Raw genomic sequence first — 19699 nt, forward strand, 5'->3', positions numbered from 1 at the left:
TGCCACATATCGTATTGCTTCGTCTCTCACCTACCGTAAATATAAATGCTTATTAATCAAACTCTACAAAAATTCATTTTCAACTTGCCAGACTCCAGCTGTATGCCAGGCTATCCTTTCTGCTTCTTCCTTATGAAAAAGAGAACTTACAATACCACTAAGGAATATCGTTTTGCCATCAACTCTAACTTTAATATTATCAATATCCATAATCCAGCTGCGTTTTAGTGCTTTCTCCACAATCTCCTTCTCCAGCTGGTTTTTTATTTCAGCTTCAATCACTATTTTATCAATAACACCTTTTACACCTCTCATATAACGGATAACATTATCTGCAGTCTTCCTTTGGAAATTCCAATGTAAAATTCCCTCAAGGGTTACCCATCCGTCTTCAACTGTAACTTTTAACCTGTGGTTGGGTACACCCCATTTTTCTTCTAATGCTTTAATAACTGAACTGGCAATATCTTTATCGTTTCTTATTGATGAAAAAAAAAGGTTTACCTTTATATCATCTATAGTAGCCTTGACCCCTGAGATATCCTTAACAATATGTTCAGCTTCCTTTTTTTGATTATAATTATCGACAGTTCCTGCCAGAGTAAAATCCCTTGCTGAACACTAACTTCTATTTTATTAGATTCTAAAATAGGTTCCTATTTTATAGCTTCCATAACTTCTTCACCTAAAAACATCGTTACTTTTTTTCATTAGTTTTTTTCATTATTATATTTCAACAGTAAGCATTGATATACTTGTCTTTGCAAATATAATAATCCCTATATCGATAGGTAAAATTGAAACATATTGATCCGAAAAAAAATGATTTCTATCAATCAAAAAAGTGATAAGAAACATTTAATACATTGAAGCGAGACCCAGATTAGCGTATTGTAATGACTAAATTTAAATTAGGTTCTAAAGTCCCCTTTAGGAATCTACCTTTTTGAGGGAATTAAAGCTGTTTTACTTTTTATTTTTATACCCCCAAATTTCAACATGTGCCTTGTTATCCTGGCGATTAGGCAGCGTTTTATATACAAAAACAATTTTTACAATTTTGCGCTCACCTCCTGTTAAAGAGATTTTGTGGCTTTCGCCATTGGCTTGGATTGGGTTATTTACTGTTACACTTTGGTCAGTTCCGTCGGTAAAATGAAGTTTCAGGCTTATTATCTATTGGTGTTTCTTTTACCACAAATTTAAGTTCTGTAAATTTGTTCTCCCCTATTACTAAAATTTCATCTGTATCCTTTTTGAAATTAACTGTGGTCTCCCCAATCTTGTGCCAGCCCTCTTTAGTACTTGTCATCAAGTTGCGTATTTACACTGTACATTAATCAAACTGATTTATAATAGTTATTTAATCAAAATCTTACATTTCTACTACTAACTTACTGTAATTTAATACTAATAAATAATCGTTTATCACATTTAGAATCATTCTACTGGTATTCCTTTTATAACTGAAGGTATTTTAAAGTAATTTTATTTGGAATTACAAACGATGAAAATGAGTGTTGCAGATAAAAATACCTTACAGGTTGTTCTTAAAAACATAGATGGAAAAATTGATCAATTAAACGATCAAAAAATAACCGCTTTATTTGAATCTTTGGGATTGCATGAAAGAGATGATATTCCTAAAGATTATCTAAATTGGGAAAGCATACTTATCGTTATACCTAGTCGCAGTATTTTAGATGAATTAAAGAAATATAAGAATTCAATATCACGAATTTCTTTTGTTACGAACCCAAATGCAAAGCAGATTCATATTTACGATTATAGCGATTGGAAAAAAAGTACCCAGAATAAAACCCAATTTCAAATTAGGGAATTTCTAAAAACTAATTTTGGAGGTACCCTAAAAATCTCTGAAGATCCTGACTGGATTAAATTAATATAACGAACTATGAACAGTGAAAACCATTACATCAATAGAAGCGGATGGCTGAGAGCAGCTGTTCTGGGAGCAAACGACGGCATTTTATCTACTACCAGTCTAGCAATTGGCGTGGCTGCAGCAAGTGTTACCAGAGAACCTATCTTACTGGCGGCTGTAGCCGGTTTAGTTGCCGGTGCACTTTCTATGGCAGCGGGTGAATATGTATCGGTAAGTTCCCAGTCTGATGTAGAAACTGCTGATTTAAAAAGAGAAAAACTTGCTCTTGAAACCCTGCCGGAAGAAGAACTGGAAGAACTAACAGACATTTACATTCAAAGAGGACTAAATAATCAACTAGCGAGACAGGTTGCTATCGAATTAACGGCTCATGATGCTCTTGAAGCCCATGCCCGAGATGAACTCGGGATTAATGAAATCACGCAGGCAAATCCCTTAACTGCAGCCTTTGCGTCGGCCATTTCGTTTATTTTTGGAGGTTTATTACCACTTCTGGTAGCTATCTTTGCTCCTATCAAAGAAATGGTTTTCTATCAATATGGCTTTTCAATACTCTTTCTGGCTTTCTCAGGAGTATTAGCAGCCAAAGCAGGCGGATCAAAAACACTAAAAGCAGTATTTCGTATCTGCATCTGGGGTACTTTTGCGATGGCAATGTCGGCATTGGTCGGTTATATTTTTGGTATTCAGACTGCTTAGAAAGAAATAAAGTTTTGTTTAATTTAAAATTTAATCGAATCTTAAGCTATTAAAAAAAATAAGACTCCTAACAATTCGTTATTTCGTATGTACCTAAAAACAAATCCGTAAAATGAAACTAATTACATTGTTTCTATTATTAACGGTGCTTCCTATAAACTGGGAACCCGACTTTAATAATGCAAAAAAAATTGCAAAGGAAAAGCACGAATTAATTCTATTGAACTTCTCCGGTTCAGACTGGTGCGGGCCTTGTATCGTCACGCGCAGAGACTATTTTGAAAGTCAAACATTCACAGATATGGCAAATGAAAATTTAATATTAGTAAATGCCGATTTTCCAAGGAAAAAGAAAAACATTGGAACTCCCGAACAAATAAAACGAAACGAAGATCTAGCCGAAATTTACAATAAAGAAGGAAGTTTCCCTCTAACATTACTTCTGGATGCCAACGGTAAAGTACTTAAAACCTGGCACGGAAAACCAGAAACTACTCCTGAAGAATGGACTGCCGAAATAAAAGCGATCTGTGATAGCAAAAAATAACATCCCGAAAAATCAAAAATATTCGCAATCCCTAAAACTCATGGGAAACAACTTTACAATTACAGTTGTTGCTGAAAATGAGAAAATTGGAAATGAGAATATAAATCTTGCCATTGAGGAAATCAGACGGATTGAAAAACTTTTGACTACTTATAAAGATGATAGTCAAACCAATCTTATTAATGAAAATGCCGGAATTAAAGCGGTTAAAGTAGATCCTGAAGTTTTTAATCTTATCGAAAGAAGTTCTGGAATTTCAAGAATTACGCAAGGTGCTTTTGATATCTCGTACGGAAGTATCGATAAAAGTCTTTGGAATTTTGACAAGGCCATGATCAAATTACCAGATGCTGAAACAGCATTAAAAATGGTACATCTTATTGATTATAGAAATATCATTTTAGACAAAGAAAATACAACCGTATTTCTAAAAGAAAAAGGAATGCGAATTGGTTTTGGCGGAATCGGAAAAGGTTATGCTGCTGAAATGGCAAAACAAATACTAATTAAAAATAATGTTCAAAGCGGGATCATCAATGCAAGCGGAGATCTTTGTGCTTGGGGACTACAGCCCAATGGCAAAAAATGGACTATTGGAGTAGCAGATCCTGATGCTCCAAATGCAGCATTCTCTTACATGGAAATATCCAATAAAGCGGTGACAACATCAGGAAATTATGAAAAGTTCGTAATCATTAACGGAAAAAAATATTCGCATACCATTGACCCAAAAACAGGACTCCCAATAACCGGAATAAAAAGCGTGACCATTATCGCTCCAAATGCTGAATTTGCTGATGCAATGGCAACTCCAATCGCCGTTATGGGAATTAAAGCAGGCTTGTTTTTAATAGATCAGATACCAGATCTATATTGCATAATAATAGATGACAACAACAAAATTTACACTTCAAAAAACATCAACCTGAAATGAAAAAGCCAAAACAAAAAGCGCTTGTACTCTTATGCAGCATTGCTTTTACGGGCATTCTACTCTCCTCTTGTACATCGGTAAAAGAGTACCAAAAAGGAAAAATCAACGATTCTGAAATGGTGCTTTCGAACAGGAAAATCGAAAAAACAGAACTCAGTTTTCAATCCTACCGAGAAGGAGCTTCCGGGGCAAACTCAGGAAAAAGCGGCGGTGGCTGCGGCTGTAACTAATTTTCATCCTATTATAAAATGAAAAGAACATTCATAACAGGCCTTGCTTTATTGGGATTGTTTCAATTAAGAGCACAAAATGTTCCTACTGATTCTACCAGCTATAAAAGCAAAAAATTAAAACTGGAAGAAGTAAATTTAGTTTCGAGCTATTATAAACAAAACGGAGACAATTCAGCCGTTACAGGTGGAATTGGTTCTGAACATCTTACCGATATTGCAAATACCATTGATGTTAAATTAGTAAAATACGGAGAAACCGGAATCAAACATACTTTTGATATCGAAGCCGGTATTGACCATTATACCTCGGCATCATCAGATATGATTGATTTAAGTGCAAATTCATCTGCATCTTCTTCAGACAATCGCTTCTACCCTTCTTTGACTTATATTAGGGAGAACGAAGCAACGGGAAGAACTATTGGAATTGGAGTTTCATCATCGACAGAATTTGACTATCAATCTTTTGGAGGAAATATTAGTTTCTCTCAAAAAACCAGAGACCGCAATGGAGAATTTACCGCAAAATTCCAAACCTTTATAGATCAGTTAAAATTAATTGAACCAATTGAGCTTCGTGCTCCGGGAAGCGAAGATTATGATAGTGCCAATAGAAATACTTTTGCAGGAACCTTAAGCTATTCTCAGGTGGTAAACAAAAACCTTCAGGTACTGCTTGTGGGAGATGTTATCAGCCAAAACGGATATTTAAGTCTTCCTTTTCACAGAGTTTATTTTACTGACGGGTCTGTTCATCAGGAAAAAATTCCAGATACAAGGTTAAAAATTCCACTCGGAATCAGAGCGAGTTATTTCTTGGGAGACAATGTAATCATTAGGGCTTATTACAGATACTATACTGATGACTGGAGTTTAAAAGCACATACCGCTGATCTTGAAATTCCTGTAAAACTAACACAGGCTTTTTCAATAAGTCCGTTTTACAGATATTATACCCAGACAGGAACGAAGTATTTTAAACCTTACGGAGAACATACTGCAGCCGATGAATATTACACCAGTAACTATGATTTGTCTAAATTCGATAGCAGTTTCTTCGGAATGGGAATGAAATTCACACCACTTAATGGAGTTTTTGGACTTAAACACTGGAATACATTAGAGATTCGTTATGGTCATTATACCAGAACGACCAATATGACTTCGGATATTATCAGTATCAATATTAAATATAAGTAAAATATAATCAACGACTTAAAGCAAGTTTAAATTTTAGGCACATTTTTTGTTTTAACATTCACAAATTAATTAATAAAGAATAAAATCATGAAAACTTTAAAATATTTTTTGATCGGAATTATGTTCTTTTCATTTAGCTACTCACAAGCTCAGGTATCCGTAAATGTTAATATTGGCACTCCTCCTTCTTGGGGACCAGCAGGTTATACAGATGTTCGCTATTATTACTTGCCGGATCTGGAAACTTATTACGATGTCAGTACTTCAAATTATGTTTATTTGAATAACGGAAGATGGGTCAGAACAAGATCATTGCCTTCTGCTTACAGAAACTATGATCTTTATGGTGAATATAAAGTAGTTTTAAGTGATTACAGAGGAGACAGACCTTATGACAATTTTAAAAACCATAAAGTAAAATATGGAAAAGGCTATAAAGGTCAACCTCAAAAAACGATTGGTCAAAAGCCCGGAAAAGGAAATAATAAACAAGGAAAAGGCAATGGACACCATGATAATGGGAAACATAATGGAAATGGGAAACATTAATCTAAAAATTACAATTTCGAACAGCATAATCTGCTAAAATAATTCTCTTTTTAAATTAGATGAAAAAAATGTAGTTTAGCTAGGAAAAAACATTTAACATTCCCAATATAATGAGATGGATTACTAGAGAAGGACCTAATATAGATCGAATTGCCTGTCCCTGGCTCATTAGAAAATTTGTGGACAAAGAGGCAGAGTTTTTTTACGTTCCTTATAGTGAGGTCGTGGCCAAGGCAAAAGAAATTGAAGCTATTCCTTTTGATATTCCAAATGTAGAATTTATGCATTATAACGAGCAGAGTACTTTTCACTATATCGTTAAAAATACAGCATTGATGATCCTGCTATCTTAATTATAGCAGGAATTGTTTGTCGTGTAGATACAGACAGACTTAATATGAGTGGATACCTTTTTTGCCATGAATAGTTAAGACGGTTAAAATCCTCATTTCATTTTTTTTAACTTAGTTTTTAGCTAGATTATGTTTTTCAATATTTCAGTTATCGGCAAAAATTCAATGTTATTTACATTATATTTTACCATACATTTGCCTATAACGGAACTTGTATAAAACATGAAATACCTTTCAGTAGTATAATTTGCAAAAAAGCTGGAACTATCCGAAAGGACGTTTCGCAATTATTGTGCTTCAGGAAAATTAAAAGGAGCTTTCCTAGTGGTAAAACTTGGAGTATTCCTAAAGATGCCGTAATTCCTCGAAAAGGAAATAAAAAAGCAAGTAAGAATATTTTACTGAACAGTCTGAAAGAACAAAAGAATATCAAACTGAAAGGTGGTATCTACCACCGTACGCAGATTGATTTAACTTACAATTCAAATAAAATTGAAGGAAGCAGGCTTACTCACGATCAAACAAGATATATTTTTGAAACCAATACAATTGGTGCTTCTCAAGAAAGCGTAAACGTAGATGACATTATTGAAACTTCTAATCACTTTAGTTGTATAGATTTTATTATTGAAAAAGCAAATACTAAGCTTACCGAATCCACTATTAAAGAGCTCCATTTTTTATTAAAGTCTAGTACTTCCGATAGCGTAAAAAGACTGGTTTAATGTTGGTGAATACAAAAAAATGCCTAATGAAGTTGGAGGGAATGAGACTTGTCACCTTAAGCAAGTTGCTCAAAAAATGAAAGAACTTCTCACTCATTATCATACTACTAAAAATAAAACTATCGAAGACATCATCGATTTTCATTATAAATTCGAAATCGTTCACCCCTTTCAAGATGGAAATGGTCGTGTGGGTCGGTTAATTATTTTCAAAGAATGTCTTGCAAACAATATTGTTCCATTTATCATTGATGAGCAACTTGAACTTTTTTATTACAGAGGTTTACAGGAATGAAATAATATAAAGGAATATTTGATGGATACCTGTCTTACTGCACAGGATAATTACAAATCAATCCTAAATTATTTTGAGATAGAATATAAGTAAAATACGTTTTTCGATTTATCAATAATTTTTTTGAATTTTATTAAAAAAAACAAACTATAGCATTCATTTTAAACGAGTTAAAATGTAAAATTCAACTAGAAATATTAAAAAAATTAGTATTTTTAGTTTTGTGGCAAAATCGTAGCACATTTTGTTTCTAAAAATTAGAAAGTCAGCAAAATCAAGATCTAAGAAATTTAGGTTCGAAACTTTATATAATTTCCCGAATCAATAACTTAAAACATTTCCAAAATTACACCCATACATTTTTCGTAGTTTTTGACATGACACAAGCTAGCTTTGCTTAAGTAGATTTCAAACATAAAATGTGAATTACAGCCAAATGTTACTTTCACTTCCAGAAATTAACTTTTCAGTATGGTAAACGTACAATTGATTTGAGATACAAGGGAAGATTATTAACTAATGAAGAAATATCCAGTATTAACAATGATTTTCGAATAAATCGTATTTATAAAGTTTATAACCTTCGTAAAAATATCAAGAAGATTTTTCCATTACAGAAATTCTTTCAGTATCTAAATATAAAAATATATTTAGATAGCCAATATAATATGAAATTCAGCGCCAACATTTTCTTCTGCTTTCGAAAAAATAATCCCCTTATGGTTTTCTACAATTTTTTTTCCAATCGAAAGTCCAATACCGGTACCACTGTAGATTTCACTAGTATGTAGTCTTTGGAAAATAGTAAAAATTTTATTTTCATATTGCTTATCAAAACCGATTCCATTGTCTTTAATGACAATTTTATAATAACCTAAACTTGAATTCAGGGTTGGATATTTTTTAATTTGTGCTAAAGTAAGTTTGCGTGAAGTAATTTCTATTTTACAAATTGAATCATCTGTTTTGCAAAACTTAAGAGCATTACTTATAAGATTATAAAAAAGCTGATTCATTTGTAATGCAACAGCTGTAACAATTGGTAATTTCCCCATTTTTATTTCAACCTTATTATCTTCTATGAAGAGCTCAAAATCGACAAGAATGTTTGCTACAATGACATTTAAATCTGTTTTTACAAATTGTTTTTCAGGATTATTGAGATAGGAATAAGTTAATAAATCTTTAATAAGTGTATTCATCCTTGTAGATGATTTACTGATTTTTTCCAGTAAAATTAGGGCTTCATCAGAAATTTTTTCGTTCATTCCTAAAAGCCTGCTGATAAACATTAATATCTTACGCAATGGCTCCTGTAAATCATGACTCGCCACATAAGCGTATTCCTGTAATTGAACATTGGCACCGTGCAAATTTTTAACAGAACTTTCAAGTTCTGTATTGGCATTTAGTAAATCGGCAGTACGTTCCTGAACTTTGGTCTCAAAACCATCCGACAGCACCTGCAGTCTTTTTTCTATGATTCTTCGTTCTGTTATATCTTCAATAGCCAACAGAATTAATTGTTCTTTGCTAGTTTCATTAGTTACTTGTCTGGCATTAAGCAGCATGATACTCTCTCCGTAAGGTAAAAGATTAACCGATATTTGATAATCGTCCAGCTGGGTTTTCTCGGGAAGTACTTTTTCAAGCATGGCCCGCATAGGAACATTATCAAAAAGATGATTCTGAATTTCATAAATCAGCTTGCCTGTAGCTTCATCCTTGGCAATATTATATTTTTTAGAGAAAGCCCTGTTGATATTTTTTATTCTTAAATTGGTGTCTAACACTACTATAGGTTCCCTAAGAGTAGCTACTATGGCCTCTGTATAATTTTTGGAAATATTAATCTCTTGTTGCTTATTTAAAAGTTCCTGATTGATTTGTAAAAGCTCTTCATTACTAGACTGTAATTCTTCTTTGGAAGTTTCCAGTTCCTCGTTCAAACTTTGTAACTCTTCACTGCCACTCAATAATTCTTCATTGGCGCTCTGCAATTCTTCGTTAAATGCCTCGTGGTCTTCACTGATAGCGTTAACGTCATCATGTATTTTGGCCAATTCTTTTTCAAGCTGTGCTATTCTTTTTAAGTAGATATTGTCCTGCAATTCTTCAGACGTGAATTTGTTTGAGGGTAAATTATCTTTATCAATTATACTTTTGTAAAATAACACTAAAAAATAAGGCTCTTCCGTATCCTCTAATCGCTGTAATTCTATGGTAATTTCTTCTGTAACACCTTTACTTTTAATCTGAATTCTTTCCTTTTTTATAGGTAAATCTGCTTCTTTGACTTTATGCCAGGCATTACGAAGCTCGAAAGCCAATCCTTCCCTTGCCATTTTCAATAAATTGAAAGTGGGTTTTCCAGTAGAAAGCTCAATAAATTCAGCTATTGATCCGTTAATATGTACAATATCCATTTGCTCATTAACAATAACACTGGCCGGAGTGTATTTGGAAAGCAATAATGACTCAGCACTTTTTCTAAAATCTTCTTTGATAATCTCTTTTCTTTGAATATCAGATTTAAAACTTTTTAACTTGCCATTGGCTCCTGAACCAGAATGTACAAATCTACCCGAAACCTGTTTACGGATATAAATTTTGCCTGCTTTATCAAATGACTGAAAAAGCTCAGCGGCAGGAACAGCTGTTTCTGATTTTCCTAACAATAAAAAGCCGTTTTCTTTTAAGGCATAATGAAAGGTTGTAAGTGATTTTTTTTGTAAAAATGAGTCCATATAAATAAAGACATTTCTACAGGTAATTAAATCCATTTTAGCAAAAGGAGGATCATTTAAAAAATTATGAACTGCGAAAACACACAAATCCCTAATTTGTCTTTTAATAGTATAGCCATTAGTATTTGAGGTAAAATACTTTGAAAGAGTAGTTTCAGAAACATTCCGCATTTGGGATTTCCTGTAAAATCCTATTCTTGCTTTTACAATAGCCACTTCTGAAATATCAGAAGCAAAAATCTGGATTTCTTTTCCCTGAAGATTTTCGCCTAAAAATTCATGAATTGCAATAGCTAACGTATAAGCTTCTTCGCCGGTAGAACAGCCCGCTATCCAAACTCGTATTGTATTACCTTCAGGTATTCTGCTGGTTATTATTGGGAAAACTTTTTCCTTTATGACTTGAAATATTTTACTATCTCTAAAAAATTCTGTCACCGGTATAAGCATATCGTTAAACAAATCTTCTGATGCCAATTTGTCTCCTCGTAATAATTTAAGATAATCCCTAAGGCTAACAATTTTGCTTAATGCCATCCTTCTGGCAATGCGACGATGAATAGTGGTTTGTTTATAATATGTAAAATCGACTCCGCTTTGCTGATGTAATATGTTAATAATTTCCTGAAATAATGCTTCATCATTTGAATCATTTTCTTCACTAATTATATATTTCGATTTTGAAATCTTTATCAATTTCTCCACTATTTTTGATGGTGACATCACATAATCAACCACTCCGGCATTAATTGCATTTTGAGGCATTTCAATATAAAGAGCATCAATATCCTGCGCAAAAGTAATACCTCCATGTTTTTTTATAGCTCTTAATCCGATTGTTCCGTCAGATCCATTCCCGGAAAGCAATATGCCATAGGCCAAGTCAAGATGGACTTCGGCTAATGAAGTAAAAAAAATATCTATTGCCTGATTTTTGGTGTCTTTTTCACGGGGACTTAGCTTAAGAACTCCATCAAAAGAGGTAAGCATTTTGTTCTCGGGAATAACATAGATATTATTTGGAGCTAAATGAATATCATCTGTAATTTCATTAATAGGAATTTTTGACACACGGGAAAGAAGTTCCGTAAGCATACTGTCATGCGTAGGATGTAAATGCTGTACAATAACATATGCCATTTCAGAATCATCAGGGACAGCATCAATAAACTTGGTAAAAGCCTCAAGTCCACCTGCTGAAGCCCCAATACCTACAATAGGAAAATCCTGGCGTGTAGCCTTAGGTAAATTATCTTTGTGAGTATTCATGATTTCTTGTATTATTTTCTAAGCTTAGCATTATAAGAGACTGTTGTAGAATTTTATAAAACTTAAACAGTAATAATGAAAGATCCAATTTCTAAATGCTTTAACCTTTCTTCCCAATCCATTTCGATAACCTTTTTTATTAATTTCTTTAAATCATTAAAATCAGTTGGTTTTACAATATAAGCATTGGCACCCAATCCAAAAGTATTCTTTATACCATCTTCTGTTGCCGATGTAGAATATATCGCTATTATAGGGATATCCTTAAATTTAGCATTATCGCGAATTTGTTTTAAACTTTCAAATCCTGACATTACAGGCATGTTCAAATCTAAAAAAATGATATCAGGAACATCAAGATTTTTATCATAAAGACGATTTAAAAGTTCTTGCCCATTTTTACAAAATTCAACAGGAAAATTAAGATGAATATCCGTTGTTGCATCAGCAAAAAATTCCCTATCATCTACATCATCATCAGTAAGTAAAATTCTTATATTCTCTTTATTTTTCATTAGTTTGTTTAACGTTTAATCCAAATGTACGCTTAAATAAGCGACTACTGATTAATCAAAGTATATACTTCACACTTATTCACAATCAAAAGCTTTAACTATACAGAAAATGACCATATCAATGATGATTGTTGCTTTTATTTAAAAAAAAAATCTTTTGTTACGTTATACAATAACAGTCTTTTGGCTACATAAAGTTCAACTGCAAAGAAGCCTCATTAAAGCTCCCCTTGAGATTAGATGTTTTATTCCTGGAAATTCTCAAAATTTTCCGAAATTTATATTCAAATAAGTTTTTAAATTTCTGAGGCACCTTTTAGGTTACCATGTTCTTAAAGTAATTTGTATCTGTGAATTATCTGTTTATAGCCCTTAAGTCGTAATCTTTGAATGACAGTGTTTTTTTGATCTTAGTGCAACAAACGTAATGGTGATTAAACAACTAAAATCAAAAATTATGTAAGTGTTTTAAAAATCTATCTTTTAATTTTGTACTTCAACTTCGGACTTAGAAAGTTATTTTTTCATCTACTAAAATTATATCTCATGAAAATTACAAACTATAAAAATAGCAGCAGTATATGTCCAAATTCAGTTAAGAAAGTATCTCCTAAAAACAACGCTGAAACACCAACAGCTCCTGAAAAATCCATCAAAGAACAACTTTTATGTTGGGGTGAATATTGAAATTCCTTACTAAAGTATGCTCCAATATTAAACTGAGAAAAGAGGACAGGACAATGATTTTCGCTCTCTTCAAGATGAAATTTCTTCGAATTACACTTTTCTAATTGGTTATTTAAAAACGCTCACAAATCCAATACCTATTCGCCTGGTCCTGACTTAGCCCATTGTTTAAGACTCATATACAGAAGATCATATGAAAATATCTAGCGATCATAAGAAGCTTCTAAATAAAGCATAGCACCCATATTTAGCTTATCGAAAATATCTACCGGATTTGCATCAACATCAACTTCCGCTAAAGTCGAAAGAGTAGTTGTTCCATTCATTTTGGAAAACATCGCATAAGCATCCAGCAAAAAATTTCATTAGTTTTCTGGTTTTTCAATTTGCTTTGAAATACTTTCCTGAGCGCTCATATTTATAGAAATAAACAGTATTAGCAATAAAAGATATTCTTTGGATAATAACGTGGGATAATAACTTGAAATGACTTTTCATAATATGGAGTCAAGTTAATTTTACGGCTATTTATTATCGCCAAACGAGATAATAAAGCTTAACTAATAATTGATTAATAATTAAACATAGCAGAATTATTACTTCATCTATATTTTTTCATAAAAGTGTTTTTTTAGGCTCTGTCGCATCTGTCAGAATCAAATATAAGAATTTAAGTAATTTAAAAGTCAGCTCGCCAATTTACAGAATGATTTAAACATAGTTACCCCTGGTCTAACCATCTGATTCTTCCTGAGCATATGTACAATTTCAATTCCGCTCAATGTTCGTCTGGCCGATTCAAAACCTTTAAAGCCTAATCCGTTTTGTATTTGCCACTTGATAAAACGATGATCCTGTTCGACAATATTGTTGAGATATTTACACTGCCGGATTTTAATCTTTGAGAACGAACGCTTGCTATAGACTTTGATAGCTGCAGTATTAGAAACCGCTTTTATCAATGTTTATTACTCTTGGCCGGCAGTTATTACCAATTGCTTTAATTAGAAATGACGGAGCACTCATTCTCTGTCTTTTTCTGGTCAAAAGAAAGTCAACCTTATTGCCTAATTTATCTACTGCTCTATATAAATAACACCAAATACCTTTTACTTTGATATAGGTTTCATCCAATCTCCAGCTCGTCCCCACTCTGCCTTTTCTCTTCTTCATCTCTAACTCAATGAAAGGTGCAAACTTATAAACCCAGCGTTGGATCGTGGCATGATCCACAAGCACTCCCCTAATTTTCATTATTTCTTCAACATCACGATAACTAAGTGTAAATCTTAATTTGAAATATACTGCCTGAAGAATTATATCTTTTGAATAACAATGACCTTTAGTATTCATTTTTCAATGGGTTTAAAATTATAAAGATAAAAGTTATTCCCAGATGCGACAGAACCGTTCGAAATAGCTTATTCTTATCTTTTAAATATTGATTGAATATGTAGAATAAAATATAAGATACATCTTGTATTCTTTTATTCAGTCGTGATTTTCCTCCATGATTCTAATAAAATGTCAATGATTTCAGGGTTAGATTGTTATGAACTGTCTATGATTTTTTTAAAAATTCGAAATATTTTTAGATTAGTTCTAAAATTCCTTCTCTCCTAATTCACTGGACGGCAGTTTAGTCTTACTATTTAATTTATTAAGGTTATAACTAAAGTTTAATAGAAAAACATCTGTTTCATAAATATAGTTTGTTGTAGTATAAAAATCGGGGCCAGAAGTAGTTATACGCTGCTGGTTTGAGTTCATAAAGCCAAGATTCATATTTTGCCATTGTAGTCCAATAGTCATTCTTCCATTTATAAACGACTTTTTGATCGAAGTATTTGGAGATAAAAAGCTTGAATCTTCGCCTTGGGCTGTAGGTTTAGATGACAAATAATTTACATTGGCCTGCAAACTCCAATCTTTTCCCAAATCAAATGTGGAGTTCATATTTAATGAATATACAAAATCGGAATTACTGCCTGTTGTACCCAATTCTGCAATTTTTGAACCACTGGTAATTTTGTAATTATACAGGTTAGCACCTACATAAGTAGAAAACCAATTTATAGGTTTATATGTTGTACCTATTTCCAATCCAATAAGTCGTGCCTTGTCAGCATTAGTAAAAAGCCTATTCAAAATGGTTACAGAATATACACTATTGACTCTTTGTACCGGATTGTTTATGTTTTGGTAATAGAAGGTAGAGAAGAAAGATCCTTTTTTGAAAGTATGGTTAATTCCCAGTTCAACCAAGTCTATAAATTGAGGTAATAAATCAGGATCTCCTTGTTCTAAGGTTTCGGAATGCTCTCTTTCCGGTATTGGGTTTAATTCGTAATTATTATTTCTTTGAATCCTTTTGCTATATCCCGCCTTCGCATTCCAATTATCATTAAAAGTATATAGTAAATTGGCAGATGGAAATAATTTACTCAAATATTGAAGATGTTTTTCACTATCAGTTGATAGAATAACTTCTCTTTCTGAATATTCGTATCTTAACCCTGCTATGTATTTTAATTTAGAATATTGTCCTGAATACTGGCTGTATATGGCATTTATCAAGTTTGATGATTTTGCAGTCCCCCTAAATTTTTCATCTTCTTCGGGTGTTGTTATTGGATTTACGATATAATCAAATTTTCCATCCTGTTTGTCATTTCTGATTTGATAACCCGTTTCGAATATTCCTTCACCAATTTTTGTGCTGTAATCCAATTTGAAACGAAAACCGCTTAAAGGATTGGTATACGGATTATTTACTTCTTGCAAAAGGTCGTTCTTTGCGGGAAAATCTAAATTTTGGTTGTGCGTATTTCCAAATAAATTGGCGTATTCATAAATGGCAGAACTATAAATTTTTGAATTGTTTTTAAAGATATGAGTGTAATCAAAACTGCCGAGTATAAAAGTACCCTCTTTTTCCTGTACGTTCGAATTAAAATAAGTAAGTTGATCAAGTACTTCTCCTGTTGTTAGATCTTCAGTGGAATTATTATAGACAATATCTGCTCTTCTTTGCTGGTATTTTTTACTGGCAGAAAAACCAAAGTTGAATATATTATTTTTATCGGCAGTATATGATATTGATGTCCTTGCACCATAATTATACCTGTCAAAACTTCTCTCACCAACAGATGGAAATTTTGTTATTGTATTGTTGGTAAAGTCTTTGGTATATACATCGCCTTCTCTTTTTCCATTCGCATCATTTCTTGTATAATTACTGCTTACAGATAAATCCCATTTGTTTTTTTTGTAGTTAAGTGTAAAATCGCCTCCAAAACGCAACGGATCTTCTAAGTTATTATAATCGGTGGTACTTGGTAAGCCTGATAAAATATTGGCTTGTAAAGAAATACCATCAGTAACTCCTTTTTTTGTAGTGATATTGATAATTCCCGCTTTTCCATCTGCTTCATATTTTGCAGAGGGTGCAGTTATTAATTCAATATTTTCTATGGTATTAGCAGGTAACTGACTTAATATCGTTTGTGCATCAGTCAAAACGGGCTTGCCATTTATTAAGACTAAAAATCCGGAAGAGCCTCTAACACTTATATCTCCATTACCATCTACTGCTACTGACGGTAAATTTTTAAGAACATCTATCGCATTTCCACCCTTTGCAGATTCAAATTGATTTGCTTTGTAGGTTTGTTTATCTATTTTGTTTCTGATGTTATTTTTTTCTCCTTTTACAACTACTTCGTTCAAAAGTTTACTTGATAAATTCATTTTTATATCCAAAATAATTTTATCAGTTTTACCTGCAATCACAAAATTAACTTCTGTAGTTTCATACTCAATTGAAATTATTTTGAGAATGTAATTGCCAATATTTAAATCTGTTATAATAAATTCTCCATTGCTTTTTGTTAAATCTCCTTTTACAATTGTAGCATCTTCTTTTTTAAGTACTGATGCACTGGCAAATTCAACAGGCAGCTTTGTTTCATTTTCTGTAACAAATCCTTTAACGGAGGCATTTTGTGCACTAGCACTATATAAAAAGGATATTGATATTATTTGGATTAAAAAGAACTGCCTGAATGTTATTGTAAAAAAAGAAAATTGTATTCTAGACCTCATAGTGTTTAATTATACCTATTAATTATATAGATCAAATATAGTATTATATTTTCGAATCTAGAAAATCAGTGATTATGTTAGAAAATTAAGAATTGAAAAAGCAATCCACCTTATTGGAAATACAGAATATACACTAACCGAAATAGCTTATATGACCGGTTTCTCAGACCAAAGTCATTTTACAAAAATCTTCAAACAACACACGGGTAAAAAACCGTCTTCTTATCGTAAAAAAACGCAAAAAAAGTAATCCATATACAAAAGGTAAATAGGATACTATTTATAGGAGTCTGTTAATTATAATTTTGTTTTTATTATAAAAACAAAACAATGTTATTTAGATATTCCATCCTATTTACTTTATTACTATCGGGACTTAGCTCTTTTGCACAAACGGTATATCCAAAAATAACCGGATATTTTGGAATACTGCATCCTATTGTAACTGTAAGTAAAGATGAGACCAATGTAAATTTCAGGGATTATTATACCGTTGGTTTTCCCACTGGAATAAACATCTGGAAAAATGAAAAAATTGGATTTTCATTTGAAATAGTTCCAAATATAAAAGATGACCAGGGTACAAGCAAAGTAACCAATATAGTATTTCACCCAGGAGTTCTGATAGGACTGGGCAATGGTTATACTTTTGCAGGAAGGGCTGCTTTCGAATCAAGCGGCAGATACGGGATAACACCCATATTTAATAAAACGATAATTAAGAGCAGTAATAGCAGCTACTTTATAGCTGTGCCACTTCCTCTTCGTTTTGGTGATGACCACCCCGCTACTTTTACACTAGGCTTTCAATTTGGAATCGCTTTTTAAAATAAAATAGGACTATGATCGATAACCCAAAATATAGTTTAAAAGAATTGATGCTCTATTTTTTAAAACTAGGCACCATAGGCTTTGGAGGCCCCGTTGCCTTGGTGGGCTATATGCATAAAGATCTGGTAGAGGATCGTCAGTGGATCTCTGAAGAAGAATACAGAGAAGGATTGGCACTGGCGCAATTAGCTCCGGGGCCTTTAGCAGCCCAATTGGGAATTTATCTGGGATTTGTTCATTATAGATTTCTTGGTGCTACGTTGATCGGGTTTGCTTTTGTACTTCCTTCTTTTATTATGGTGGTATTACTGGGAATGGTCTACAAAGTATATGGCGGCCTATCATGGATACAGGCTGTATTTTATGGTGTTGGAGCAGCTGTAATTGGAATTATTGCACTTAGTTCATATAAACTTACCTTAAAATCCATCGGTAAATTCAATCCGGAATCCTTTAAATCAAAATGGCTGTTGTGGTTATTTTTTATACTTGCCATAATTATAACTTACGCTACCGAGCAGGAGCAGGTTTTGCTTTTTGTCGCCGCGGGGCTTCTCTATATGATTATAAAAGCTCCCCCTAAATGGTGGAACCTTAAAACTATAAACACACTGGTTCTTTTTACAATTGCCTTTTGGGATTATGAAAGCACAACACTTACCAAAATAGCTGTTTTCTTTGCTACAGCAGGAACCTTTGTCTTTGGCAGTGGACTGGCAATTGTCCCTTTCCTGCATTCCGGTGTTGTTATAGAAAATCAATGGCTCACGGAACAGCAGTTTCTCGATTCGGTAGCCGTAGCCATGATTACGCCAGGTCCTGTTGTGATAACAGTAGGGTTTATTGGCTACTTGGTTGATGGATTCCTTGGCGCTCTGGTAGCAGCAATGGCAACATTTTTACCTTGTTATTTATTTACCATTGCAATGGCTCCATACTTCAAAAAAATTGCACAAAATAAACCTGTCAAAGCCTTTGTCGATGGTATTACTGCAGCAGTAGTAGGTGCGCTGGTAGGATCTGTTATTGTAATTGTCAAGAGAAGCATAATTGACATTCCAACAGCTCTTATCGCTATTCTCAGTATTTTTGCTTTACTTTATATAAAGAAAATACAAGAACCTTATATTATTGTTATAGCTGCTGTTTTAGGTCTCATCATCAAACTAGTAATATTATGAACAGAAAAGACTTTTTAAAATCAGGCAGCCTCTTAGGCGCTGCAATTGTCCTTCCTACAACCAATGCATTTTCGAAAAATTTAGCTGATAATTCCATTGATAAATTAGTGGATGTTAACGGAAATTACATTCAGCAGACCTTGCCCTATAATGAGAATTTTCTCGAACCCTATATGGATGCAGAAACTCTTCATTTACATTATACTTTTCATCATGGCGGTGCTGTAAAAGGAGCCAATAAGGATTTGCAAATGATCAAAAAGGCCATAGATGAAAACAATTTGGAAACCATTGACTTCTGGACTAAAAAATTATCTTATCATTTCTCTTCACATATTCTGCATTCCATATTCTGGACAAATCTTACCAATAAGGCCAATTTGCCTACAGGTAACTTGCTAAAACGAATAGAAAAAAATTTTGGAAGTTTTGACAAGTTAAAAATCTTAATTGCAGCTACCTCAAAAAATGTGGATGGCAACGGCTGGGGAATTCTAGCTTACCAGCCTTATAGTGACAGCCTAGTGGTACTGCAATGTGAAAATCATGAAAAACTAACACAATGGGGTGCGATTCCTGTTTTAGTAATTGACGTATGGGAACATGCTTACTATCTGAAATATAAAAACAAACGTACCGATTTTGTTGATGCATTATTTAATATTATAAACTGGGATAATGTCGCCCAAAGATTGAATGATGCCGAAAAATTAATATAATAGAATTATTGCTGATAAAACTATAATTTCAAGTTCTGTAATTAATTTAGAAAACTATTATATTTACTTCAAATTATTTGTTGCGTAAAAAATATTCGACTTATATGAAAAAAAAATATTCCATTAATTCTTTTACTTTTTATTATAATTTCTTGCAATCACCAAGAGGGTTATATTACAAACTCGAATTGATAGTTTAGAAAAT

20 protein-coding genes and 1 pseudogene are annotated in these 19699 nt (G+C 32.8%); 15 read left to right on the forward strand and 6 right to left on the reverse strand.

Going from position 1 to position 19699, the window contains the following annotated elements; all coding sequences use genetic code 11:
* Positions 1-63: 63 nt before the first annotated feature.
* Positions 64-600, reverse strand: a complete 537-nt coding sequence (locus EAH81_RS28080) for a BON domain-containing protein (protein ID WP_317130507.1) — start codon at positions 598-600, stop codon at positions 64-66.
* Between the two features lie 892 nt (positions 601-1492).
* Between EAH81_RS28080 and EAH81_RS21760 the strand changes: the two genes are divergently transcribed.
* From EAH81_RS21760 to EAH81_RS27930, 10 genes are all read left to right on the forward strand, one after another.
* Positions 1493-1909 carry a hypothetical protein gene (locus tag EAH81_RS21760; protein ID WP_241676619.1) on the forward strand — a complete coding sequence of 139 codons (417 nt, stop codon included), beginning with the start codon at positions 1493-1495 and terminating at the stop codon, positions 1907-1909.
* Between the two features lie 6 nt (positions 1910-1915).
* Entirely contained in the window at positions 1916-2605 is a 690-nt protein-coding gene (locus EAH81_RS21765) for a VIT family protein (RefSeq protein ID WP_140511115.1), read from the forward strand.
* A 112-nt stretch (positions 2606-2717) separates the two neighbouring features.
* The gene (locus tag EAH81_RS21770) at positions 2718-3152 is read left to right on the forward strand and encodes a thioredoxin family protein (protein ID WP_140511116.1); all 435 of its coding nucleotides are present in this window, start codon (positions 2718-2720) and stop codon (positions 3150-3152) included.
* 40 nt (positions 3153-3192) lie between these two features.
* Positions 3193-4086, forward strand: coding sequence for an FAD:protein FMN transferase (locus EAH81_RS21775; RefSeq protein WP_140511117.1), 894 nt, complete (start codon positions 3193-3195; stop codon positions 4084-4086).
* Positions 4083-4316: a DUF4266 domain-containing protein gene (locus tag EAH81_RS21780; protein ID WP_140511118.1), complete on the forward strand. Its 234-nt coding sequence runs from the start codon at positions 4083-4085 to the stop codon at positions 4314-4316. Before EAH81_RS21775 ends, EAH81_RS21780 begins: the two co-directional genes overlap by 4 nt.
* An 18-nt stretch (positions 4317-4334) precedes the next feature.
* Complete coding sequence (locus EAH81_RS21785; RefSeq protein ID WP_140511119.1) at positions 4335-5519, forward strand: DUF3570 domain-containing protein; 1185 nt, start codon at positions 4335-4337, stop codon at positions 5517-5519.
* Positions 5520-5606: 87 nt separating this feature from the next.
* Complete coding sequence (locus EAH81_RS21790; RefSeq protein ID WP_140511120.1) at positions 5607-6068, forward strand: hypothetical protein; 462 nt, start codon at positions 5607-5609, stop codon at positions 6066-6068.
* Positions 6069-6178: 110 nt separating this feature from the next.
* A complete protein-coding gene (locus EAH81_RS21795) occupies positions 6179-6421 on the forward strand; it encodes a chromate resistance protein ChrB domain-containing protein (protein WP_241676620.1) in 243 nt (80 codons plus the stop codon).
* Positions 6422-6711: 290 nt separating this feature from the next.
* On the forward strand, positions 6712-7146 hold the full coding sequence (locus EAH81_RS27925; protein ID WP_241676621.1) for a hypothetical protein: 435 nt from the start codon (positions 6712-6714) through the stop codon (positions 7144-7146).
* A 19-nt stretch (positions 7147-7165) separates the two neighbouring features.
* Entirely contained in the window at positions 7166-7441 is a 276-nt protein-coding gene (locus EAH81_RS27930; protein WP_241676622.1) for a Fic family protein, read from the forward strand.
* 650 nt (positions 7442-8091) lie between these two features.
* On the opposite strand, the gene EAH81_RS21805 is transcribed toward EAH81_RS27930, so the two are convergent.
* Both EAH81_RS21805 and EAH81_RS21810 read right to left on the reverse strand, forming a co-directional pair.
* Complete coding sequence (locus EAH81_RS21805; protein ID WP_140511121.1) at positions 8092-11457, reverse strand: CheR family methyltransferase; 3366 nt, start codon at positions 11455-11457, stop codon at positions 8092-8094.
* Positions 11458-11519: 62 nt separating this feature from the next.
* On the reverse strand, positions 11520-11972 hold the full coding sequence (locus EAH81_RS21810; protein WP_140511122.1) for a response regulator: 453 nt from the start codon (positions 11970-11972) through the stop codon (positions 11520-11522).
* A gap of 546 nt (positions 11973-12518) precedes the next feature.
* Between EAH81_RS21810 and EAH81_RS27540 the strand changes: the two genes are divergently transcribed.
* The gene (locus EAH81_RS27540) at positions 12519-12659 is read left to right on the forward strand and encodes a hypothetical protein (RefSeq protein WP_161595842.1); all 141 of its coding nucleotides are present in this window, start codon (positions 12519-12521) and stop codon (positions 12657-12659) included.
* A 203-nt stretch (positions 12660-12862) separates the two neighbouring features.
* Here the strand turns inward: EAH81_RS27540 and EAH81_RS28030 are convergent, their stop codons facing one another.
* The 3 genes and pseudogenes from EAH81_RS28030 to EAH81_RS21820 all read right to left on the reverse strand — a co-directional run bounded on the left by EAH81_RS28030 (position 12863) and on the right by EAH81_RS21820 (position 16763).
* Positions 12863-12985 carry a hypothetical protein gene (locus tag EAH81_RS28030; protein WP_262711768.1) on the reverse strand — a complete coding sequence of 41 codons (123 nt, stop codon included), beginning with the start codon at positions 12983-12985 and terminating at the stop codon, positions 12863-12865.
* Positions 12986-13345: 360 nt separating this feature from the next.
* Positions 13346-14012 (reverse strand): annotated as a pseudogene (locus tag EAH81_RS21815) (IS6 family transposase).
* A 249-nt stretch (positions 14013-14261) separates the two neighbouring features.
* Positions 14262-16763 carry an outer membrane beta-barrel family protein gene (locus EAH81_RS21820; protein ID WP_140511123.1) on the reverse strand — a complete coding sequence of 834 codons (2502 nt, stop codon included), beginning with the start codon at positions 16761-16763 and terminating at the stop codon, positions 14262-14264.
* 112 nt (positions 16764-16875) lie between these two features.
* On the opposite strand from EAH81_RS21820, the gene EAH81_RS21825 reads away from it, so the two are divergent.
* The 4 genes from EAH81_RS21825 (at position 16876) to EAH81_RS21840 (ending at position 19494) form a co-directional block, all read left to right on the forward strand.
* Complete coding sequence (locus EAH81_RS21825; protein ID WP_241676630.1) at positions 16876-17013, forward strand: helix-turn-helix domain-containing protein; 138 nt, start codon at positions 16876-16878, stop codon at positions 17011-17013.
* A gap of 80 nt (positions 17014-17093) precedes the next feature.
* Complete coding sequence (locus EAH81_RS21830) at positions 17094-17591, forward strand: hypothetical protein (protein ID WP_140511124.1); 498 nt, start codon at positions 17094-17096, stop codon at positions 17589-17591.
* 14 nt (positions 17592-17605) lie between these two features.
* Entirely contained in the window at positions 17606-18775 is a 1170-nt protein-coding gene (locus EAH81_RS21835; protein WP_140511125.1) for a chromate transporter, read from the forward strand.
* The gene (locus EAH81_RS21840; RefSeq protein WP_140511126.1) at positions 18772-19494 is read left to right on the forward strand and encodes a superoxide dismutase; all 723 of its coding nucleotides are present in this window, start codon (positions 18772-18774) and stop codon (positions 19492-19494) included. The genes EAH81_RS21835 and EAH81_RS21840 overlap by 4 nt, the downstream gene beginning before the upstream one ends.
* The last annotated feature ends 205 nt before the right edge of the window (positions 19495-19699 follow it).

The organism is Flavobacterium pectinovorum, from assembly GCF_006438875.1.
GTDB classification, from domain to species: domain Bacteria; phylum Bacteroidota; class Bacteroidia; order Flavobacteriales; family Flavobacteriaceae; genus Flavobacterium; species Flavobacterium pectinovorum_A.

Bases quoted from the DNA above. Each gene is read 5' to 3' on its own strand.
- EAH81_RS21765 (WP_140511115.1), top strand. From the start codon at position 1,916: ATGAACAGTGAAAACCATTACATCAATAGAAGCGGATGGCTGAGAGCA.
- EAH81_RS21770 (WP_140511116.1), top strand. From the start codon at position 2,718: ATGAAACTAATTACATTGTTTCTATTATTAACGGTGCTTCCTATAAAC.
- EAH81_RS21775 (WP_140511117.1), top strand. From the start codon at position 3,193: ATGGGAAACAACTTTACAATTACAGTTGTTGCTGAAAATGAGAAAATT.
- EAH81_RS21780 (WP_140511118.1), top strand. From the start codon at position 4,083: ATGAAAAAGCCAAAACAAAAAGCGCTTGTACTCTTATGCAGCATTGCT.
- EAH81_RS21785 (WP_140511119.1), top strand. From the start codon at position 4,335: ATGAAAAGAACATTCATAACAGGCCTTGCTTTATTGGGATTGTTTCAA.
- EAH81_RS21790 (WP_140511120.1), top strand. From the start codon at position 5,607: ATGAAAACTTTAAAATATTTTTTGATCGGAATTATGTTCTTTTCATTT.
- EAH81_RS21795 (WP_241676620.1), top strand. From the start codon at position 6,179: ATGAGATGGATTACTAGAGAAGGACCTAATATAGATCGAATTGCCTGT.
- EAH81_RS27930 (WP_241676622.1), top strand. From the start codon at position 7,166: ATGCCTAATGAAGTTGGAGGGAATGAGACTTGTCACCTTAAGCAAGTT.
- EAH81_RS21805 (WP_140511121.1), bottom strand. From the start codon at position 11,457: ATGAATACTCACAAAGATAATTTACCTAAGGCTACACGCCAGGATTTT.
- EAH81_RS21810 (WP_140511122.1), bottom strand. From the start codon at position 11,972: ATGAAAAATAAAGAGAATATAAGAATTTTACTTACTGATGATGATGTA.
- EAH81_RS27540 (WP_161595842.1), top strand. From the start codon at position 12,519: ATGAAAATTACAAACTATAAAAATAGCAGCAGTATATGTCCAAATTCA.
- EAH81_RS28030 (WP_262711768.1), bottom strand. From the start codon at position 12,985: ATGAATGGAACAACTACTCTTTCGACTTTAGCGGAAGTTGATGTTGAT.
- EAH81_RS21820 (WP_140511123.1), bottom strand. From the start codon at position 16,763: ATGAGGTCTAGAATACAATTTTCTTTTTTTACAATAACATTCAGGCAG.
- EAH81_RS21830 (WP_140511124.1), top strand. From the start codon at position 17,094: ATGTTATTTAGATATTCCATCCTATTTACTTTATTACTATCGGGACTT.
- EAH81_RS21835 (WP_140511125.1), top strand. From the start codon at position 17,606: ATGATCGATAACCCAAAATATAGTTTAAAAGAATTGATGCTCTATTTT.
- EAH81_RS21840 (WP_140511126.1), top strand. From the start codon at position 18,772: ATGAACAGAAAAGACTTTTTAAAATCAGGCAGCCTCTTAGGCGCTGCA.